Below are 18,856 nucleotides of genomic sequence, written 5' to 3'. Positions count from 1 at the left end.
TTACATTCGTTCAGGTACCGCTATACCTAGCAAACTCATTCCTTTCTTGATTGTTTTGGCAGTCAAAGCAGAAAGCGCAACTCGGAAGGCTAGGATTGCGGGGTCATTTTCATTGAAGATAGGTAAATCTGCATAAAAACGGTTGTATTCCTTAGCCAAATCGAAGAGATATTGAGCCAAAATGGATGGAGAATAATCATCTCCGGCTTGCTTGATTTTCTTTTCAAAATCATTGAGTAGGAAAATCAAAGAAGATTCAGATTCTTCTACTTTTTCGATTCCTTTACCATCAAAGTTGGTGTAATCCACTCCCAATTGATCGGCTTTTCTCAAAATGGATGCGATTCGAGCATGAGAATATTGGATGAATGGACCGGTATTTCCTTGGAATTCGATGGATTCCTGTGGGTTGAAAAGCATTCTCTTCTTAGGATCCACTTTCAACAGGAAATATTTCAACGCTCCCAAGCCCAAGATTTCATACAGTTCAGTGGCCTGCTCAGGAGTGAATCCTTCGATTTTTCCCAATTCTTTGGTGTGAGCAGCGGCTGTATCCACCATCTCTTGCATCAAGTCATCGGCATCCACTACGGTGCCCTCACGGGATTTCATTTTCCCGGTTGGCAAGTCTACCATTCCGTAAGAAAGGTGATACAGACCCGGACCATAAGGACGACCTAGTTTTTGCATGATTTTAAACAAAACATCAAAGTGATAATCTTGTTCATTTCCAACTACATATACAGACTTGTCTATTTTGAAATCATCGTATTTCAAGTCTGCGGTTCCCATATCCTGAGTGATGTAAACAGATGTACCATCCCCACGAAGAACCAATTTTTCGTCCAGCCCTTCTGGTGTCAGATCTACCCAGACTGAACCATTATCTTTTTTGAAGAAGACTTCTTTTTTCAACCCTTCTTCTACTATGTCTTTTCCTAATAAATAGGTGTTGGATTCGTAATAGGTTTTATCAAAATCAACGCCCATGCGCTTATAACTCGCATCGAAACCTTCATAAACCCATCCGTTCATTTGTTTCCAAAGGGATACGATAGCCTCATCGTTGGCTTCCCACTTACGAAGCATTTCCTGAGCTTCCAAAAGAATAGGAGCGTTTTTCTTAGCTTCTTCCTCTGTCTGACCCTCAGCCATCAATTCCTTGATTTGCTTTTTATATTCCTGATCAAAAAGGACATAATATTTCCCAGCCAAATGATCTCCCTTCAAGCCGGAGGATTCTGGAGTTTCGCCATTTGCAAAGCGTTGGTAAGCCACCATGGATTTACAAATGTGAATTCCGCGGTCATTGACCAAATTGGCTTTGGTAACTTCGTAGCCATTCGCTTTGAGGATTTCCGCAACTGAATAGCCCAAGAAGTTATTTCTAAGATGGCCTAGGTGCAAAGGCTTGTTGGTATTGGGGGAAGAATATTCCACCATTACTTTTTGGCCATTTGCAGGCAATTGACCAAAATTTGGGTTTGCATAGATTTTTGCAAAAATATCCAGCCAGGAATTCTCATTCAAAACCAGATTCAAAAAGCCTTTCACCACATTGAAATCTGCAACCTCTGCAACATTCTCCTTTAAATATTCACCGATTTGATTGGCTGTGTTTTCAGGAGTAGTTCTGGAGACTTTTAGAAAAGGAAAAACAACAAAGGTGTAAGTGCCCTCAAATTCCTTTCTGGTAGGTGCAAGACTGATTTGATCTAGAGAAAGATCGTGATTAAATATATTTTGAAAGGCCAGTTGGATGCCTTGAATGATGTTTTCTTGGATATTCATGATTATTACCGGCTTTTTGACCGCAAAGAACGCGAAGGTACGCAAAGAATTTTTTTTATGAATCTGAATTTCTATCAGAAGTTGTCTACCAAAGATTTCGTGGTGACTTCCAATACCTCAAAAGCATTTTCAGCCATGGTGTTTTCTGTGTCTAGAGTGGGGTTGACCTCTACGATCTCCCAGCAGCAAACTCGTTTGTCCTTGATCAATTCAGCATTTAACTTGATCGCCTCTTCCACTGTCAAACCATCCGGAACTGGAGTACCTGTTCCTACGGAAATTGAACTATCCAAACTGTCTACATCGAATGAAATATAAATTTGATCGCAATCCTTTAATATTTCCAGGGTTTGGTTCGCAATAGAGGTAATCCCTTCTTTTCTAACTTGGTCAGTTTTGAAATTGGTGATTCCATATTTTTGAATCAAATAATCCTCTGGTTTTTCAGTATCACGGACCGAAATAAAAACAATGTCTTTCGGGTCGATTTTCGGTTGATCTCCTCCGATTTTTTTGATTCTTTCCCAATATAAAATCGTTTCTTCATCAGGTTGGTTTTCCAGGCAATCCAGATTGTCTAGCTGAGAAACCATGGCCAGAGGCATACCGTGCATGTTTCCGGACGGTGTGGTATAGGGGGTATGGAAATCTGCATGGGCATCTATCCAAATCACTCCCAATCTTAAATTAGGATCTGCTGCTTTGATTCCCATGATTGTTCCTGCGGCTGTTGAGTGATCTCCGGCCAGGATTATTGGAAATGTTTTTTCTATTCGGAGTGATTCAACAGTACTGTACACATTTTTAAGTACCTGATAGACTCCGTCAATGTATTTAGCATGGCTAAACTTGTTGCCTTTCCAAAGGTAATTGTTGGCGTCTTGGACATGAATCGGATCAAATTGCGTGAAGAAATCGGACTTTTTATCCAAAGAAGCCACTTTCAAAGCATCTACGCCTAAGCTGGCTCCTCTTGTTCCAGCTGCTAATTCAGATCGTACTTCTACTAGTTTGATATTTCTCATGGGCTTTTCTAAAAATTGAATTGGGTTTATGCCAACAAAACTAACCAAAAGGGCTTGTGGAAAAAATTTTCTCTATAACCCTATATAATAGATAGGGAATATAGGAAATATGAAAAAATGATTTACCTTTGAAGCATTAATCAAAACCAAAAAGAAAATGAGCGCATTGAATTCCCTATCTCAAGCTTCGACCTTTGGTGTCTGGACGATACAGTCTGACCCAAAATTTCTACAATCCAATCCTTCCAAAGAATTGATGAAATTTTATTTTCAGGAGTCCGGAGAGTACATGCAGGGAATATGTCGATTCGAGACTTCTTATGGTTTTATGATGCCTTTGTTCAAATCTTTGGTCCGATTAGGAGCAAAGTCCTGGTTGGAAGTCAATTATTCTTCCCAAGAGAAATCATTTTACTTTTTATTCCCAAAAAATAAAGTGAAGGAAGTGGATAATCTATTGAATTCCATCCATTTATTATTGGATAAAGAGCTGCAGTTTAAGTCCTCTCTTAATCAGTTGATTTCCAATAAAAAACGATTTTTGGCAGAACAAGCTCTTTTGGCCACATCAATGGGTATTAAAGCATAAACCTCGAACAATCATTAATTGAAATTATCAGCAAGGGCAATTCCGTTAGGTTTTGTCCTTTTTTCATTTGAAATCCGCCATTATTGTTCAATTTTTGCAAGTACTTTCAACTCATTCAAAAACAGCATCGGCTAATGAATCGATACATCGATCTTATTCAACAAACCTTTGATTTTCCAACCAAAGAGTTTCGTGTTGAAAACAACGAACTTTTATTCAATGGTGTCAACTTGATGGAAATCATCGAGACCTATGGAACGCCTTTGAAATTGACCTATTTGCCCAAGATTTCTGAAAGTATCCAAAACGCAAAAACCTATTTTGGCAATGCGATGGAGGCCCATGATTATAAGGGAAAATACACCTATTGTTATTGTACAAAGTCCTCACATTTCAGCTTTGTATTGAATGAGGCTTTGAAAAATGATATCCATATTGAAACCTCTTCCACCTTTGATATCCCATTGGTAAGAAGTCTATATGCAGAAGGAAAGATTACCAAGGATACTTATATCATTTGTAACGGCTTCAAAAGAGATCTTTACAAGCAATACATTTCTGAATTGTTGAATGACGGATTTAGAAACTGTGTCCCGATTCTGGATAACCTAAGTGAAATAGACTATTACTTGGAGCATGTGAATGTTCCTTTCCAAGTAGGGATTAGAATAGCTGCAGATGAAGAGCCGAAGTTTGGTTTTTATACTTCTCGACTAGGGGTGAGATACAATGATATTATTAAGCTTTACGAGGAGAAAATCAAAAACAATCCGAACGTAAGCTTGAAAATGCTTCATTTCTTCATTAATTCTGGTATTCGCGATACAGCCTATTATTGGTCTGAATTGACGCGATTTATTCAGAAATATGTGGATTTGAAAAAGATCGCACCAAGCTTGGATACCATGGATATTGGAGGCGGCTGGCCTATTAAAACCAATGTGTTCTTTGATTATGATTACCAGTATATGGCTGATCAAATCGTGAAGAATATCAAATGGATGTGTGCTAAAAACAATACGACGGAGCCGAATATATTCACCGAGTTTGGAAGCTATACAGTAGGAGAGAGTGGAGCTGTGTTGTATTCGATTTTGGAGGAAAAACTTCAAAATGACAAAGAGCTTTGGTATATGATCGATGGATCCTTTATTACCCAATTGCCAGATAGCTGGGGTTTGAACCAAAAGTATATCATGCTTGCGGTCAACAATTGGGATGAAGAATATCACAACATCAACTTAGGTGGATTGACATGCGATAGTATGGATTACTATAATTCAGAAGCGCATCAATTCAATATCTACCTTCCTAAAGTTGAAAAAGAGAAGAAAAAACAGCAGTACATCGGTTTCTTCCATACAGGAGCATATCAGGAATCTCTGGGAGGGTATGGAGGAATTCAACATTGTTTGATTCCTGCTCCAAAGCATGTGCTGATAGATAGAAATCCTGACGGAAGCATCAAGCACTGGCTTTTTGCAGAAGACCAAACTGAAGAAAGCATGTTGAAAACCTTGGGGTATAAAAAGTAAGCCCTGATAAAAAAATAAAAAGGAGTGGGATTCTATCTCACTCCTTTTCTTTTTTGGGTTAAAATCGATTAATGGCAGCCCTCGGCATGATCAATCCATTTTCCATCAAGGCTTAAATAGGCCCCCATACAATCAGCAGTCATACAAGAATGCACTGGAAGAACACCCAATAAATCCCCGATTTGAACTGAATTCAAAAGTGATTTAGAAGCTTTGACAATTCCGTGTTCTTGAGAAATGCTCTTTAAACAGGAACGATCTTCATGATCTGGGATCGTCCAACCGTTTTCGTTCAGATAGACGATTTCTCCAAAGTTTTTATTTCCATTTTCATCCACCAATACATCTTTGGCAAGGTGAACTCCACCTCCATGAACCAAGATTTCACCTCTGTCTCTGTTGATATCGACTACAGGAACAGCTAATGCAACAGCGATTTCAGATTTCTCACATCCACCCAAATTTGCCTGCATTAAATCGAAGAATACAAAGTTTCCTGGGCCCATTTCATCGATATCTCCAAAATCCTCCATCACGGCACATCCGGGTGTGTCACCGGTTCTAGTCACCAATTCAGGGTATTCGGATTGATATTTGGCTTTCAGCATTCCCAGCGCATCTCGTGTTTGCTCATAAAGAGCAGGGATATCTGGCATGTAATAAGAGTGACCTGCATGAAGGTAGAATCCTTTGAAATACAATTCATCGGACTTTTTAGCAGTCAAAAGTATTTCTTCAATCAATCCGAAATCAGATACATGAACACCCGTACGGCCATATCCTGCATCGATTTCAATAAAAAATCCCACTTTTTCAGTCAATCCATCTACCAATTTTTGAGCAGTGACAGGATTGATCACTTGAACTGATAAAGACTGGGTTTTTGCCAATTCATTCAGTTTGGGGATTTCAAGAGTATTGAATGGAAAAGCGATATGGATGTTGTCCCAGCCTTGTCCACAAAGATATTCTGCCATTTTGATGGAAGAGGTCGTTACTTCCTTGATTCCATACTCTTTGGCCCAATCGCCGATGATATGAGACTGTGCAGTTTTCCAGTGAGGAACCAGTTTCATATTATGCCTTGCAGCCTTATCGCTCATTCGCTTGATATTGGCTCGGCAGATTTTTTCATCGATAAGTAAAGTGGGAGAGGTGATTTGGGATAGATATGACATAGATTAAAAGTGATATAATATTTAGTGAATGTATATTTTTTGAGGAAAAACCATAATTGAACAATTTGCTGGAAGACCCCTGCCAATCGGCAGGCAGGGCTGAAGAATGACCGAAGCTTGCTTCATTCAAACTTCAAAAGGAGTCCTCAAATTCAATCCAATACTTTCTCAAAGTAAGTTTTTTGTTGATACTGTTTTCCAGATATTCCTTTCATGGACTATGGACTTTCAACTATGGACAAGTTTTCCTTAAATAGGATCTTTATGATGTTGTAGACTTTTAAAGAAATCTTCCTTTAAATTTTTTGAAAAGTAACAAAGAATTATGAATCTCCTTCCATTTTGAGTGGAATCAAGCCCTTTTGATTTGTTCAAAGGTTGAATGGACACAATTAGGTGATGTATTTAAGTTCGTTTTCAAAAGAATTGATTGTATCAAGTCCAACAAACTCTAGAATTTCTTACTTAGAATGCCTTTTTGCCACCAAATCTGCTAATTTTGTCACCCGATTAAAAAGGCTGAATTGAACGGCCTAAATCGACATATCGAATTAATAAAGCGCAGTATACACTTCATGGAAGCAAAGAAAATCCGGAGTACCTTCATTGAGTTTTTCCAATCTAAGCAACACCATTACGTTCCTTCTTCACCGATTGTGGTTAAAAATGACCCGACCTTGATGTTTACCAATGCCGGTATGAATCAATTCAAGGATGCATTTTTGGGAAATGAAGTTGCCAAGTATTCACGAGTGGCCAATTCACAGAAATGTCTTCGTGTCAGTGGAAAACACAATGATTTGGAAGAAGTAGGGGTTGATACCTACCACCATACCATGTTTGAGATGTTAGGGAACTGGTCTTTTGGAGACTATTTCAAGAAAGAGGCAATTGCATGGGCATGGGAGCTTTTGACTGAAGTTTACAAATTGGATAAAGACAGATTGTATGTTTCTGTTTTTGAAGGAGACAAAGGAGATAATCTAGGCCTTGATAAAGAAGCCTATGATTTCTGGAAAGCCATCGTTCCTGAAGATCGCATTATCATGGGATCCAAAAAAGATAATTTCTGGGAAATGGGCGATACAGGACCTTGTGGACCTTGCTCTGAAATTCATATTGACTTGCGATCAGCTGAAGAAAGGAATGCTGTAGCCGGTAAGGATTTGGTAAACATGGACCATCCTCAAGTGATTGAGATTTGGAACCTGGTATTTATGCAATTCAATCGCTTGGCTGACGGAAGTTTGAAAGAACTGCCCGCAAAGCATGTGGATACTGGAATGGGATTCGAGCGATTGGTTCGTGCCATTCAGCATAAGCATTCCAACTACGATACAGATTTGTTCCAGCCTTTTATCCAATATTTGGAAGGCAAGTCTGGTAAAACTTATGGGAAATCAGAAGAAACCGACATTGCATTCCGGGTAATTGTAGATCATATCCGTGCTATATCTTTTACAATCGCAGATGGACAATTGCCATCCAACAATAAAGCGGGTTATGTGATTCGCAGAATTTTGAGAAGAGCTGTTCGCTACGGATATACCTTCTTGGGCTTTACCGAGCCGTTCTTGTATGAATTGACTCCATTGATTGCAGAAAATTTCGGACAGATTTTCCCTGAAGTTCAGCAACAACAAGACTTCATTGCCAAAGTAATCCAGGAAGAAGAAGCTTCATTCTTAAGAACCTTGGATAATGGTTTGAAAATGCTTGATCAGATCAAAGAAGAGTTGAAAACTAAAAATGAGACGGTTATCTCTGGAAAAACAGCCTTTGATTTATACGATACCTTTGGATTTCCATTGGATTTAACTTCTTTGATTGCCCGTGAAAACGGATTGTCATTGGATGAGAAAAGCTTTGCTGAGGAGATGGAAAAGCAAAAATCCAGATCTAGAGCTGCTTCAGAATCTGAGACAGGTGACTGGGTAATGGTACATGAAGACGAAGGAGTGGAATTCATCGGATATGATTTCTTGGAATCCTATTCCCATATCATCAAGTACCGTGTTGTTAAGGATAAGAAAGGAGATAAGTTCCAGCTGGTGCTGGACAAGACTCCATTCTATGCAGAAAGCGGTGGACAGGTAGGAGATACCGGCTATTTGATTTCAGATTCTGAGAAAATCAGAGTGATCGATACCAAAAAGGAGAATGATCTGATTGTTCATTTTGTGGAGAAACTTCCTTCAAATCCTGAAGCTAGATTCTCTGCTGAAGTGGATCAAGTGAAAAGAACCTTGACCATGAATAACCACACGGCTACCCACTTGCTACAATCTGCTTTGAAAGAAGTTTTGGGTGACCATGTTCAGCAAAGAGGCTCTTTGGTAAATGATCACGTGTTGAGATTTGATTTTTCACACTTCTCTAAAATGACTGAGGAGGAGATCTCCAAAGTAGAGGATATCGTGAATGCGAAAATCCGCGAAAACATTCCATTGATTGAAAAGAGAAATGTGCCAATCGAGGATGCTAAGAAAATGGGTGCAACTGCACTTTTCGGGGAAAAATATGGTGATTATGTGCGTGTGATCACTTTTGATCCCAACTATTCTGTTGAGCTTTGTGGAGGTACCCACGTTCCTTCTACTGCTCAAATAGGATTGTTCAAAATTACCTCTGAAGGGTCTGTAGCATCAGGTGTTAGAAGAATTGAGGCGATCACTTCTGTGGAAGCAGAGAAATATTTGAAGGAACAAGAAAGTCTTCTGAAGGAGATTCAGGATTTGTTGAAGAATCCTAAAGATTTGAAAAAGGCTGTGGAAACCCTTCTACAGGAAAGAAATGACCTGAAAAAGGAAATTGAAGGTCTTCACCTTGAAAAAGCCGCTGGAGTGAAAACTGAGCTTTTGAATCAGTTTGTTTCTGGTGATGGTGTGAATACATTGATAGCCAAAGTGACTTTGCCAAATGCTGACTCATTGAAGAAGTTGGCTTACGAGTTGAAAAACGAAGTAGATACCGCTTTTGCTATTTTGGCTGCAGAAATTGATGGAAAGCCACAGATTGCGGTGATTTTGGATGAGGGATTGGTTCAGTCCAAAAACTTAAACGCAGGTCAGATTGTTAGAGATTTGGCGAAAGAAATCCAAGGTGGAGGAGGAGGTCAGCCTTTCTTTGCTACCGCAGGTGGAAAGAATCTGGCAGGATTGGATAATGTGGTTGCCAAGGCAAAAGAAATGTTTTTATAATCGCTGAATTGCATAGAATGGTAAGCGAAGAAATTAAAAGTAAGTATCAATTGGTAATTGGCCTGGAAGTCCATGCCCAATTAGCAACTGAGAGTAAAATTTTTGCCTCTGATTCAACCGTGTTTGGGAATGATCCCAATACACAGATTTCAGTGATTACATTGGGGCATCCCGGCACTTTGCCTAAGGTGAACAAAAAGGCCGTTGAATATGCCATCAAAATGGGATTGGCCTGTAATTCTGAGATTACTCGAGTGAATATCTTTTCCAGAAAAAATTATTTCTATCCTGACCTTCCAAAGGGCTACCAAATTACCCAAGATAAGGGGCCAATTTGTGTAGGAGGAATCGTTCCTATTCAATTGAGTGATGGAACCAAAAAGGAAATCCATTTGAACAGAGTTCACATGGAGGAGGATGCTGGTAAATCAATTCACCAAGCTGGTGAAACAGATACTTTGGTGGATTTTAATAGAGCGGGTACACCATTGATTGAAATCGTAACTGATCCTGATTTGAGAACTGCTGAAGAGGCAGTGGTCTTTTTGGCAGAAATCAAGAAGCTAGTCAAATACTTGGATATCTGTGACGGAAACATGGAAGAAGGGTCCATGCGTTGCGATGCCAACGTCTCTGTCATGCTCAAAGGTGCCAAAGAATATGGAAAGAAAGTAGAGGTCAAAAACATGAACTCTTTCCGAAATGTAGGGCGAGCCATCGAGCACGAGCATAACCGTATTATCAAATTATTGGAAGCAGGGAAGGAAGTGATTTCTGAGACCAGGACTTTTGATGCCAATACAGGTAAAACTGCCAGTATGCGTACCAAGGAAGATTTGAACGATTATCGTTACTTCCCAGAGCCTGATTTGAGCCCCGTTGTCATTTCTGATGAATGGTTGAAATCAGTTCAGAAAACTATGCCTCTTCTTCCAAGAGAATTAAAAGCGAAATTCATATCTGAATTTGGTCTTCCTGATTATGATGCAGGGGTTTTAACGGAGGCAAAAGAAATGGCTTTGTATTTTAATTCACTCTGCGAGAAAACCAAAAACTATAAAGCTGCGTCTAACTGGTTGATGGGACCTGTAAAGTCCTATTTGAATGAATCAAGCATTGAAATCAATGAATTTCCGATCACCCCGGAAGAATTGGCCGGTCTGATTCAATTGGTTGACGATGGAAAAGTGAGTTTTTCTATAGCTTCTCAAAAAATTTATCCTGAAATGCTCAAAGGAAATCATGAGACACCTTTACAGGTAGCCCAACGATTGAATTTGATTCAGGAAAGTGATGCCACTTCACTGAAACCAATAATAGAAAGTGTATTGGCTGAAAACCAGGCGAAAGTAGCAGAATACAAATCAGGCAAAAAAGGCTTGATAGGGATGTTTATGGGTAAAGTCATGCAAAAATCCCAAGGAAAAGCAGACCCGAAAGTTGCTACCAAGCTACTAACAGAATTACTAAACCAATAAATATGAAAAACCCAATGACAGGACTATTCTCATTATCTCTGTTGCTGCTTTTCTCCTGTGGAGGAACCCAAAATGTAGAAGATGGGAAAGTCCATGTAAGCGGAAAGATTTCAAATGCTCCGGAAGGGGTAGTAGTACTTTCACAATTTACTGACAGTAGACCCAAGATTATTGATACCTTAGATGTGGCTTCCAATGGCGAATTTGCCATTGATTTGGAAGTTAATGAGCCTACATTCTACCAATTGTATTTGTATGGAGAAAAGGCAGTCCGATTAGCCTTATTAGATGAGGATGTAGAAGTTAAATATGATTTCAATGATCCAGAAAATGTATCAATTGAAGGCTCTAAGGACTCTAAAGAGATGCTCAAATTGGAGCAATTGATGATCGCATATCAAGAAGAGGTTAATCAATTGAATGAAGCCTATTATGAGGCGATGAGTAATAACAATTCAGAGGAAATCAAGGCAATCCAAACCAAAGCTTTGGAGTTGGAAGCTAATCAGGCCGAAAAAGTGAAAGATATGATCACGAGCATGGGGGATAGCTTTGCTTCTTTGGCAGCTATTGGTCTATTGAATCCTAAAACTGATTTTCCTTTCATGGATGAGTTAGTAGCTCGATTGAATTCCAATTATCCAAATACGAAGTCTATTATGCAATTGAAGCAGCAGTTGGATGAGTTGAGAGTTTTGTCAGTTGGCCAGCCTGCCCCTGAGATTGCATTGACCAATCCGAATGGAGAATTGATCAAGCTGTCTGACTTCAAAGGAAAGTATGTGATGATTGACTTCTGGGCTGCTTGGTGTAAGCCTTGTCGACAAGAAAACCCGAATGTGGTTCGATTATACAATGAGTACAATTCAAAAGGCTTTGAGGTATTAGGTGTGTCATTGGATAGGACGAGAGAAGACTGGGTGAAAGCAATCCAAGAAGATGGGCTTCTATGGCCTCAGGTTTCTGATTTGAAATACTTCAATTCGGAAGCTGCTGAGCTGTATCAAATCAATGCCATTCCTGCTACCTATTTGATAGATCCTGACGGTAATATTTTAGCAAAGGATCTCCGTGGACCAAGCTTAGAAAAGAAGCTTGCAGAGATCTTCGATTAAGTCTTTAATTTTGGATAAACAAAGAACCCCGTCTTAAAAGAAAGTCGGGGTTTTTTCGTTAATAAAAAAACCTCCGACAACTAAGTCAAGAGGTTTTATGAGCAGAAATTCGTTTGCTTTAATAAAAGGAAGGAAGAAAAAGTACCAAACAGTCCTTCCTTTAAAAATCGTTTCTGTTAAAAAGGAATAGCAAAAGTTGTTTATCACCCGAGACAAAACTAATAAAAAGATTCAAAAGAAAAACAACCCTTAAATAATTTTATTTCCAGGTAATAAGAAAATACCTAGAAATAATTGTACTATAATTTAAAAAAATCGTTTTAGAGCAAATGGAAGGGCTTTTTCTGAAATGCATTATTTTTTTGTTAAAATCCATTTTGACAAAAATTGCCGGAAATAAAAAAGCCAAGGAATTTACCTTGGCTTAAATTTTTAGTGAACTGATATTTATTTTTCGATTTTTTCATAACTGGCAATTACTCCACGTACCATTGCGGAGCTAAATCCTTGATGTTCCATTTCGTTTAATCCGACAATCGTACATCCTTTTGGTGTGGTAACTTTATCAATTGCAGCTTCAGGGTGCATGTTTTTTTGAATCATCAATTCGGCTGCACCTTTCACAGTTTGGTTAACAATTTTACTTGCGGTCACAGAGTCAAATCCGATTTGAATTCCACCTTGAATCATGGCTCTCATAAACCGCAGAACATATGCAATTCCACAAGCTCCCAAGACGGTAGCAGCCTCCATTAAGCTTTCATCTATAGGAATTGTAAAACCTATTGAATCGAAAAGCTCCTGAATAGTTTCTACTTGCTGAGGAACAGCATTCTTGGAGCAAATACAAGTAATGGATTCTTGAATGTCTGCTGCGATGTTTGGCATAGCCCGAAACGCAACGGTATCTGGCTGTAGAACCTCATACATCTCTTCCAAAGTAACTCCTGTGGCAAGAGAAATGATAATTTGCTTAGAAGGCTCAAGCGCCGGCTTAATTTCATTAAGGATGGGAGTGACGTTGTATGGCTTTACTCCCAGAATAACTAAATCAGCATATTTAGCAGCCAAGAGGTTGTCGGGATGCACATGAACTCCCTGTGCTTCATAGCTAGCTAAGGATTTTGTATTACGCTTGGTTAAGGTTAGGTTTTTTGGGTCAAAGCCAGGAATGGAAAGCAAACCATTGGCGATAGATGTGCCTAGGTTGCCGCATCCGATAATTGCAATTTTTGAGTCAGTAATCATCAATTTTCTAAAAGGTTTGAAAGTCAATTGAATAAAGGTAAAGAAAAGGACTGTTTTATTTGAAATTTTTGAAATCAGGAAAGCATCAATTCAAAATGATTAAAAGTCTAAAAATGAAATATTTGGAAAAAATAATTGACATAAAGTAAAGTATGCTTTACATTTGGTAAAAATAATTTGACTTATGGATAATGATTCAATGTTAAAAGTTCCTTTGCTGGCGAGAGGATGGAGATTTGTTGCGATCGCTTTATTTCCGTTGCCAGCGATTCTTGTCATAGGATTGGCTTTTGCCAGAACGGGTATCGATCCTAATGAAGCGGCACAGGTAATCTATGGCTTTTGGGCTATGGCTTTTGGGATATTAAACTTGACTAAGGAAAAACAAGAGGATGAGATGATTCAGCGATTTCGACTTCAGGCTTTCCAAACAGGGTTCTACTGGTTGATCTGGGGTTTGGGGGCATTGATGCTAATCAATTATGTACGGTACGACCGCCTGACTTCTGAAATCTTTACAGCCTATTTGGTCCTGTTCCTATTGAACCTGTACATCTATGCAGCATTTCAGTTGCAGCTTTATAAATCACGAAAAGAAAATTGATATGACTTCGCAGGTGACTAAATTACTTTTGCCGCATCCGTTTCAAAGAATAGGATGGTGGATGATTATCCCTTTTTCTGTTTTACTTATCCTTAATACTTATTTTGACTTTAGCCCCGAGATTCTAAATTTTCAATTTGAAACGGGTAAGTTGATTGATTTTTTAGGCGAGAATTTCACTGATGAAATTGCATTGATAGGAATTTTCATATCCCTATTTTTCATTGCTTTTTCTAAGGAAAAAAATGAAGACGAGTATATTCAGAAGCTTAGGTTGGATTCACTTTTAATTGCCTGTTATTTCAATACATTCATTCTGATCATTGGGACTATATTTTTATATGGCTTCGCATATTTGGAGTTTATGGGGTATAATATGTTTACCATTCAGGTAATATTCATCATTCGATTTAGATGGGTTCTTTGGCAACAGAGTAAATTTGTAAACCTGGCTGAAGGATGAAAAACACGATTAAAGTAGAAAGAGCCAGACATAATCTGACTCAGCAGGATTTGGCAGAAAAAGTTCAGGTCTCTAGGCAGACGATCAATTCTATAGAAGCAGGGAAATATGTGCCTTCTACTGTTTTGGCACTTAAAATCGCCAAAGTTTTTGAAATTGCCTTGGAGGAAATATTTGAATTGGAGGAAGGGGATTAATTTCTTATTTGAAGAATTTAGGTTCTATTTTTATTAGTTTGAGACATGCAAGTAACCCTTTTAAATTTCCTTTTTTGTCTATTCTTGACAATGAATCATAATCAAAGTTTAGAGCCCAATTCCAAAGTCCAAGTTCTTCCAAAATGGGAGAAAAATGAAGAAAAGACCTATCAGTTCACAAACCAGAGTTATGAGCTTCTTGGCGGGGATACCATTTCTAAAAACAGAGTTTCTTACCAAGTAGAAATGAAAGTCCTGGATAACAGTTCCAATGATTTGCTTCTTCAATGGACTTATAAAAATTTTGTAAATGAAATTTCTGAACCCAATCATTCATTTTTTGATCTGATTGAGGAGGGTTTTGATCTTTTGGATGGGATTCGATTTCAATTTAGAATTAGCAAATCTGGAGAGTATTTAGGTTTGAAAAATGAGGAGGAAATCACAACATTTGAAGCCAAGGTTTTGGAAAAAGTCAAAGAGTTGATAGTCAACAAGTATCAAGTGAATACAAATTCAGGAATGGCATTTGGAATGGCCAAGGGTGCCGCAAATCCTTTTGAATCTAAAGATTATGGAGATTTCAATACATTTTTTCGATTGCACGGTGGAACCTATGATTTAAATAAGGAAGTAGAAATCCCAGTGAGTTTGGGATTATTGGGAAAAGGAGAAAAGATGAAGGTTGTTCTTGAAGAACTAAACCAAACCCGACAAGAATTTGTATTTAGGTCAATTTGTGATTTTGATTTCATTGGAAACAATCAACAAAATGATTCCTTGGATGATGATTTTGGGAAATTTTCCCTGATCAATGAATCAAAAATCAATAAGTTGGGTTGGCCAATTTATTCTCGAGAAGAAAGAATTACCAGTTCCACTCAAAAAACAAAGGTAGAAGTTAGAACTTTGGAGTTGCTCTAGTCGTTTTTTGGTCCAGCTATTGCCTTTAAAGTCCTGTGCTTTGAAGGGAATAAATTACCTTTGCGTTTTTAATAGAAATTTGCCGATGCCCAAACTGATTAGAATAACCACTGTACCACTTTCATTGAAACAATTGCTGGCAGGGCAAATGAGATTTGTGAAAGAGCAAGGATGGGAGGTGGTCATGGTAAGTGCTGATGGGAGAGAGGTTCCCAAAATCATGAAGGCCGAAGGAGTGAGACATGAGGTCATTCCGTTTACTAGAAAAATTACACCATTTCAGGATTTGATATGCATTTGGAAGTTGTACAAACTTTTGAAGAGTGAAAAGCCTGATATAGTCCATACACATACTCCTAAGGCTGGTTTGCTGGGAATGATTGCCGCTAATCTTGCAGGTGTTCCAGTTCGAATTCACACATTGGCTGGGATGCCAGCGATGGCAGCAGAAGGAAGTAAGAAAGGTTTGTTGGAAGCTGCAGAAAAATGGACCTATTCCAATGCCACAGAAGTTTGGCCTAATTCTTTTGGATTGGAGAAGTTTGTTTCTGAACAAGGTTTTTGTCCAAAAGAAAAACTGAAAGTGATAGCTCATGGATCCTCCAATGGGATCGATTTATCCAAATTCAATCGCAATGCTCTCAAAGAAAATCATCTGGTAGCTGCTACGATGAGGATTCTTCCGGGTGAGGATGATTTCATCATTCTGTCCGTGGGTAGGCTAGTAAAAGATAAGGGGATTGAGGAATTGGTCAGCGCATTTTTGAATTCAAAAATAGTCAATCAATCCAAATTGGTGCTTTTGGGAGCATTTGAGCAAGAATTGGATCCCTTATCTCCAGAAACTATTCAAACGATTCAGGACCACCCTAGAATTGTTCAAATTGATTGGTCCGATCATGTGGCCCATTACATGGCATTAGCGGATGTTTTGGTACATCCCTCACATAGGGAAGGGTTTCCAAATGTGCTTTTGGAAGCAGGAGCGATGAATTTACCTGTGATCTGCTCTGATATTCCTGGAAACACTGATTTGATTTCCCAACAACAAACCGGTTTGATTTTCCCTGTAAAGGATGCTGATATTTTAAAGGAGGCAATGGAGTTTGCTTTTGTAAAAAGGGATGCCATGTTGAAGATGGCTGCTGCCTTATATGAGGTGGTTTCTGAATTTTACCAGAGGGAAACTATCCAAATGAAAATTTTTTCCAATTATGAACGTCTATTGAATGAGGCTGAGAAAGGGGAATAGTTTATATTTGGGTCAAGTTTAAACCCTTATTTTTCCTGATGAAATACCTTGTAACCGGTACAGCCGGATTTATCGGATTCCACTTAGCAAAAAAATTAGTAGAAAGAGGTGATGAGGTGGTGGGTCTCGATGTAATCAATGATTATTATGATATCAATTTGAAATTCGCCCGTTTAGAGTCAATGGGGATCGCCAAGGATTCAATTAAAATGGGGGAGTTGACTACTTCAAATGCCAATCCTAATTATTCTTTTGTTCGGTTGGATTTAGTGAATAAAGATGCATTATTTGAACTATTCCAACGAGAGAAGTTTGATGTAGTTGTTCATTTAGCTGCTCAAGCAGGTGTTAGATACTCTTTGACAAATCCAGAAGTTTATATCCAGAGTAATATCATTGCCTTTTTGAATATTTTGGAATGTTGCAGATTTAATCCTGTGAAGCATTTGGTATATGCCTCTTCGAGCTCTGTTTATGGGTCAAATGAGAAAATGCCTTTTTCTACCTCAGACTCTGTAGATCACCCAATTTCACTTTACGCAGCTTCCAAAAAGTCAAACGAATTGATGGCACATACATATAGCCATTTGTTCAATATTCCCACAACTGGGCTTCGTTTCTTTACGGTCTATGGACCTTGGGGGAGACCTGATATGGCCTTGTTCCTTTTCACGGAGGCAATTATAAAAGGGGAACCTATTAAAGTGTTCAACTATGGAGAAATGAAAAGAGATTTTACCTACATAGATGATATTGTGGAAGGGATAATCAAAGTAGCTGATCGGCCTGCAAAACCAAATTCTGACTTTGACTCTCAAAATCCTGATCCTGGAAGCGGAAAAGCTCCTTACAAGGTCTATAACATAGGAAATTCTTCTCCTGTCTTATTGATGGATTACATTCATGCAGTAGAGAAAGGGTTGGGGAAAAAGGCCAAAATGGATTTGCTACCACTTCAACCAGGAGATGTGCCAGCATCTCATGCAGATGTCAGTGATTTAATTCGAGATACTGGATATAAGCCAGATACAAATATTGAAGATGGTGTTAAAGCCTTTACGGACTGGTATTTAGATTATTATAAAGTTAATCCAAATGAATAAATCAATATTGATCACAGGTGGTGCCGGTTTTATTGGTAGCCATGTGGTGCAGCTTTTTGTTGAAAAATATCCTGCTTATAAGATTGTCAACCTAGATGCACTTACTTATGCTGGAAATCTAGAAAACCTGAAATCTGTAGAAGCGGAATCCAATTATTTCTTTGAAAAGGCAGATATCCAAGATGCAGATTTGTTGAAGGAAATTTTTGAAAAACATCAAATTACAGATGTAATCCATTTGGCTGCTGAATCTCATGTGGATAGATCCATCACTGATCCATTGGCTTTTGTGAAAACAAATGTCTTCGGAACAGTTAACCTTTTGAATGTGGCAAAGGAATTCTGGAAGGAAAACCTTCAGGATCATCTTTTTTATCATGTTTCAACAGATGAAGTCTATGGCTCCTTGCATGATGGAGGTTTCTTTGTGGAAACCACTCCTTATGATCCACAATCCCCGTATTCTGCATCCAAAGCTGCTTCTGACCATTTTGTAAGAGCTTATGCCAATACTTATGGAATGAGAACTGTAGTTTCCAATTGCTCTAATAATTACGGTCCCAATCACTTTCCTGAGAAACTAATTCCGCTTTGTATCAACAATATCAAAAACAATAAACCACTTCCTATCTATGGAAAAGGTGAGAATGTAAGGGATTGGTTGTTTGTAAAAGACCACGCTAGAGCAATTGATACCGTTTTTCACAAAGGAAAAGCTGGTGAAACCTACAATATCGGTGGCTTTAATGAATGGAAAAACATAGATATTGTTCGTTTACTTTGCCAAAAGATGGATGAGAAATTGGGGCGTGAAGCTGGCACTTCCGAGCAGTTGATCACATTTGTGAAAGATAGAGCAGGTCATGATTTGCGATATGCAATTGATTCTTCCAAAATCAAAAATGAATTGGGCTGGGAGCCAAGCTTACAGTTTGAAGAAGGAATTGAGCTGACCATAGATTGGTATCTGTCCAATCAAGATTGGTTGGATCATGTGACCTCCGGATCCTACCAAGAATATTACAATGAGCTTTATAATGCTTAAAAGAAACCAGCCTAGTGCTGGTTTTTTCTCGAAAAAAATACTTTCAGTTAGTTACTTGATTACTCAGTTCATTTGATTTTTTTTTGTTGTGCTTACATAGGGAAATAGA

16 protein-coding genes are annotated in these 18,856 nt (G+C 38.5%); 12 read left to right on the top strand and 4 right to left on the bottom strand.

The annotated features are described in order from the left end of the window. Both argS and rocF read right to left on the bottom strand, forming a co-directional pair. The gene (argS, locus tag O0V13_RS06290) at positions 1–1,791 is read right to left on the bottom strand and encodes an arginine--tRNA ligase (RefSeq protein WP_268034145.1); all 1,791 of its coding nucleotides are present in this window, start codon (positions 1,789–1,791) and stop codon (positions 1–3) included. Between the two features lie 74 nt (positions 1,792–1,865). Further along, positions 1,866–2,816: an arginase gene (gene rocF, locus O0V13_RS06285; RefSeq protein WP_268034144.1), complete on the bottom strand. Its 951-nt coding sequence runs from the start codon at positions 2,814–2,816 to the stop codon at positions 1,866–1,868. A 157-nt stretch (positions 2,817–2,973) separates the two neighbouring features. Here rocF and O0V13_RS06280 point away from each other — a divergent pair, with 157 nt between their 5' ends. Then, entirely contained in the window at positions 2,974–3,405 is a 432-nt protein-coding gene (locus O0V13_RS06280) for a hypothetical protein (RefSeq protein ID WP_268034143.1), read from the top strand. Between the two features lie 134 nt (positions 3,406–3,539). Continuing rightward, on the top strand, positions 3,540–4,940 hold the full coding sequence (locus O0V13_RS06275; protein WP_073570022.1) for an arginine decarboxylase: 1,401 nt from the start codon (positions 3,540–3,542) through the stop codon (positions 4,938–4,940). A gap of 68 nt (positions 4,941–5,008) precedes the next feature. On the opposite strand, the gene O0V13_RS06270 is transcribed toward O0V13_RS06275, so the two are convergent. After that, positions 5,009–6,118, bottom strand: coding sequence for an alanine racemase (locus tag O0V13_RS06270; protein ID WP_268034142.1), 1,110 nt, complete (start codon positions 6,116–6,118; stop codon positions 5,009–5,011). 575 nt (positions 6,119–6,693) lie between these two features. Between O0V13_RS06270 and alaS the strand changes: the two genes are divergently transcribed. Genes alaS through O0V13_RS06255 form a run of 3 tightly spaced genes read left to right on the top strand, consistent with a single transcriptional unit; the run spans position 6,694 to position 11,911 of the window. Then, positions 6,694–9,318 (top strand): alanine--tRNA ligase, encoded by a 2,625-nt coding sequence (gene alaS, locus O0V13_RS06265; protein WP_268034141.1) that lies wholly within the window; start codon positions 6,694–6,696, stop codon positions 9,316–9,318. 17 nt (positions 9,319–9,335) lie between these two features. Then, positions 9,336–10,796 carry an Asp-tRNA(Asn)/Glu-tRNA(Gln) amidotransferase subunit GatB gene (gene gatB, locus O0V13_RS06260; RefSeq protein WP_268034140.1) on the top strand — a complete coding sequence of 487 codons (1,461 nt, stop codon included), beginning with the start codon at positions 9,336–9,338 and terminating at the stop codon, positions 10,794–10,796. Between the two features lie 2 nt (positions 10,797–10,798). After that, positions 10,799–11,911, top strand: a complete 1,113-nt coding sequence (locus O0V13_RS06255; protein WP_268034139.1) for a TlpA disulfide reductase family protein — start codon at positions 10,799–10,801, stop codon at positions 11,909–11,911. A 447-nt stretch (positions 11,912–12,358) separates the two neighbouring features. Here the strand turns inward: O0V13_RS06255 and proC are convergent, their stop codons facing one another. Further along, positions 12,359–13,159 (bottom strand): pyrroline-5-carboxylate reductase, encoded by an 801-nt coding sequence (gene proC / locus O0V13_RS06250; RefSeq protein WP_268034138.1) that lies wholly within the window; start codon positions 13,157–13,159, stop codon positions 12,359–12,361. A 184-nt stretch (positions 13,160–13,343) separates the two neighbouring features. Here proC and O0V13_RS06245 point away from each other — a divergent pair, with 184 nt between their 5' ends. From O0V13_RS06245 to rfbB, 7 genes are all read left to right on the top strand, one after another. Then, the gene (locus O0V13_RS06245) at positions 13,344–13,763 is read left to right on the top strand and encodes a hypothetical protein (RefSeq protein WP_268034136.1); all 420 of its coding nucleotides are present in this window, start codon (positions 13,344–13,346) and stop codon (positions 13,761–13,763) included. Beyond that, positions 13,717–14,226, top strand: a complete 510-nt coding sequence (locus O0V13_RS06240; RefSeq protein WP_268034135.1) for a hypothetical protein — start codon at positions 13,717–13,719, stop codon at positions 14,224–14,226. The genes O0V13_RS06245 and O0V13_RS06240 overlap by 47 nt, the downstream gene beginning before the upstream one ends. Beyond that, entirely contained in the window at positions 14,223–14,423 is a 201-nt protein-coding gene (locus O0V13_RS06235) for a helix-turn-helix transcriptional regulator (protein ID WP_073570029.1), read from the top strand. The genes O0V13_RS06240 and O0V13_RS06235 overlap by 4 nt, the downstream gene beginning before the upstream one ends. 90 nt (positions 14,424–14,513) lie before the next feature. After that, positions 14,514–15,347, top strand: coding sequence for a hypothetical protein (locus O0V13_RS06230; RefSeq protein ID WP_268034134.1), 834 nt, complete (start codon positions 14,514–14,516; stop codon positions 15,345–15,347). An 85-nt stretch (positions 15,348–15,432) separates the two neighbouring features. Further along, positions 15,433–16,599, top strand: coding sequence for a glycosyltransferase family 4 protein (locus O0V13_RS06225; RefSeq protein ID WP_268034133.1), 1,167 nt, complete (start codon positions 15,433–15,435; stop codon positions 16,597–16,599). Positions 16,600–16,637: 38 nt separating this feature from the next. Next, positions 16,638–17,702: an NAD-dependent epimerase gene (locus O0V13_RS06220; protein WP_268034132.1), complete on the top strand. Its 1,065-nt coding sequence runs from the start codon at positions 16,638–16,640 to the stop codon at positions 17,700–17,702. After that, a complete protein-coding gene (gene rfbB, locus O0V13_RS06215; RefSeq protein WP_268034131.1) occupies positions 17,695–18,747 on the top strand; it encodes a dTDP-glucose 4,6-dehydratase in 1,053 nt (350 codons plus the stop codon). The genes O0V13_RS06220 and rfbB overlap by 8 nt, the downstream gene beginning before the upstream one ends. Positions 18,748–18,856: the final 109 nt, after the last annotated feature.

The sequence above is a fragment of the Algoriphagus sp. PAP.12 genome, from assembly GCF_026652115.1.
In the GTDB taxonomy this organism is placed as follows: Bacteria; Bacteroidota; Bacteroidia; order Cytophagales; family Cyclobacteriaceae; genus Algoriphagus.
Note: the sequence above shows the minus strand (reverse complement) of the source record. Positions and strands in the feature narration are given on the sequence as shown.

Excerpts from the sequence above, each read along its gene's own strand:
- argS (WP_268034145.1), bottom strand. The coding sequence starts at position 1,791 with ATGAATATCCAAGAAAACATCATTCAAGGCATCCAACTGGCCTTTCAA.
- rocF (WP_268034144.1), bottom strand. The coding sequence starts at position 2,816 with ATGAGAAATATCAAACTAGTAGAAGTACGATCTGAATTAGCAGCTGGA.
- O0V13_RS06280 (WP_268034143.1), top strand. The coding sequence starts at position 2,974 with ATGAGCGCATTGAATTCCCTATCTCAAGCTTCGACCTTTGGTGTCTGG.
- O0V13_RS06275 (WP_073570022.1), top strand. The coding sequence starts at position 3,540 with ATGAATCGATACATCGATCTTATTCAACAAACCTTTGATTTTCCAACC.
- O0V13_RS06270 (WP_268034142.1), bottom strand. The coding sequence starts at position 6,118 with ATGTCATATCTATCCCAAATCACCTCTCCCACTTTACTTATCGATGAA.
- alaS (WP_268034141.1), top strand. The coding sequence starts at position 6,694 with ATGGAAGCAAAGAAAATCCGGAGTACCTTCATTGAGTTTTTCCAATCT.
- gatB (WP_268034140.1), top strand. The coding sequence starts at position 9,336 with ATGGTAAGCGAAGAAATTAAAAGTAAGTATCAATTGGTAATTGGCCTG.
- O0V13_RS06255 (WP_268034139.1), top strand. The coding sequence starts at position 10,799 with ATGAAAAACCCAATGACAGGACTATTCTCATTATCTCTGTTGCTGCTT.
- proC (WP_268034138.1), bottom strand. The coding sequence starts at position 13,159 with ATGATTACTGACTCAAAAATTGCAATTATCGGATGCGGCAACCTAGGC.
- O0V13_RS06245 (WP_268034136.1), top strand. The coding sequence starts at position 13,344 with ATGGATAATGATTCAATGTTAAAAGTTCCTTTGCTGGCGAGAGGATGG.
- O0V13_RS06240 (WP_268034135.1), top strand. The coding sequence starts at position 13,717 with ATGCAGCATTTCAGTTGCAGCTTTATAAATCACGAAAAGAAAATTGAT.
- O0V13_RS06235 (WP_073570029.1), top strand. The coding sequence starts at position 14,223 with ATGAAAAACACGATTAAAGTAGAAAGAGCCAGACATAATCTGACTCAG.
- O0V13_RS06230 (WP_268034134.1), top strand. The coding sequence starts at position 14,514 with ATGAATCATAATCAAAGTTTAGAGCCCAATTCCAAAGTCCAAGTTCTT.
- O0V13_RS06225 (WP_268034133.1), top strand. The coding sequence starts at position 15,433 with ATGCCCAAACTGATTAGAATAACCACTGTACCACTTTCATTGAAACAA.
- O0V13_RS06220 (WP_268034132.1), top strand. The coding sequence starts at position 16,638 with ATGAAATACCTTGTAACCGGTACAGCCGGATTTATCGGATTCCACTTA.
- rfbB (WP_268034131.1), top strand. The coding sequence starts at position 17,695 with ATGAATAAATCAATATTGATCACAGGTGGTGCCGGTTTTATTGGTAGC.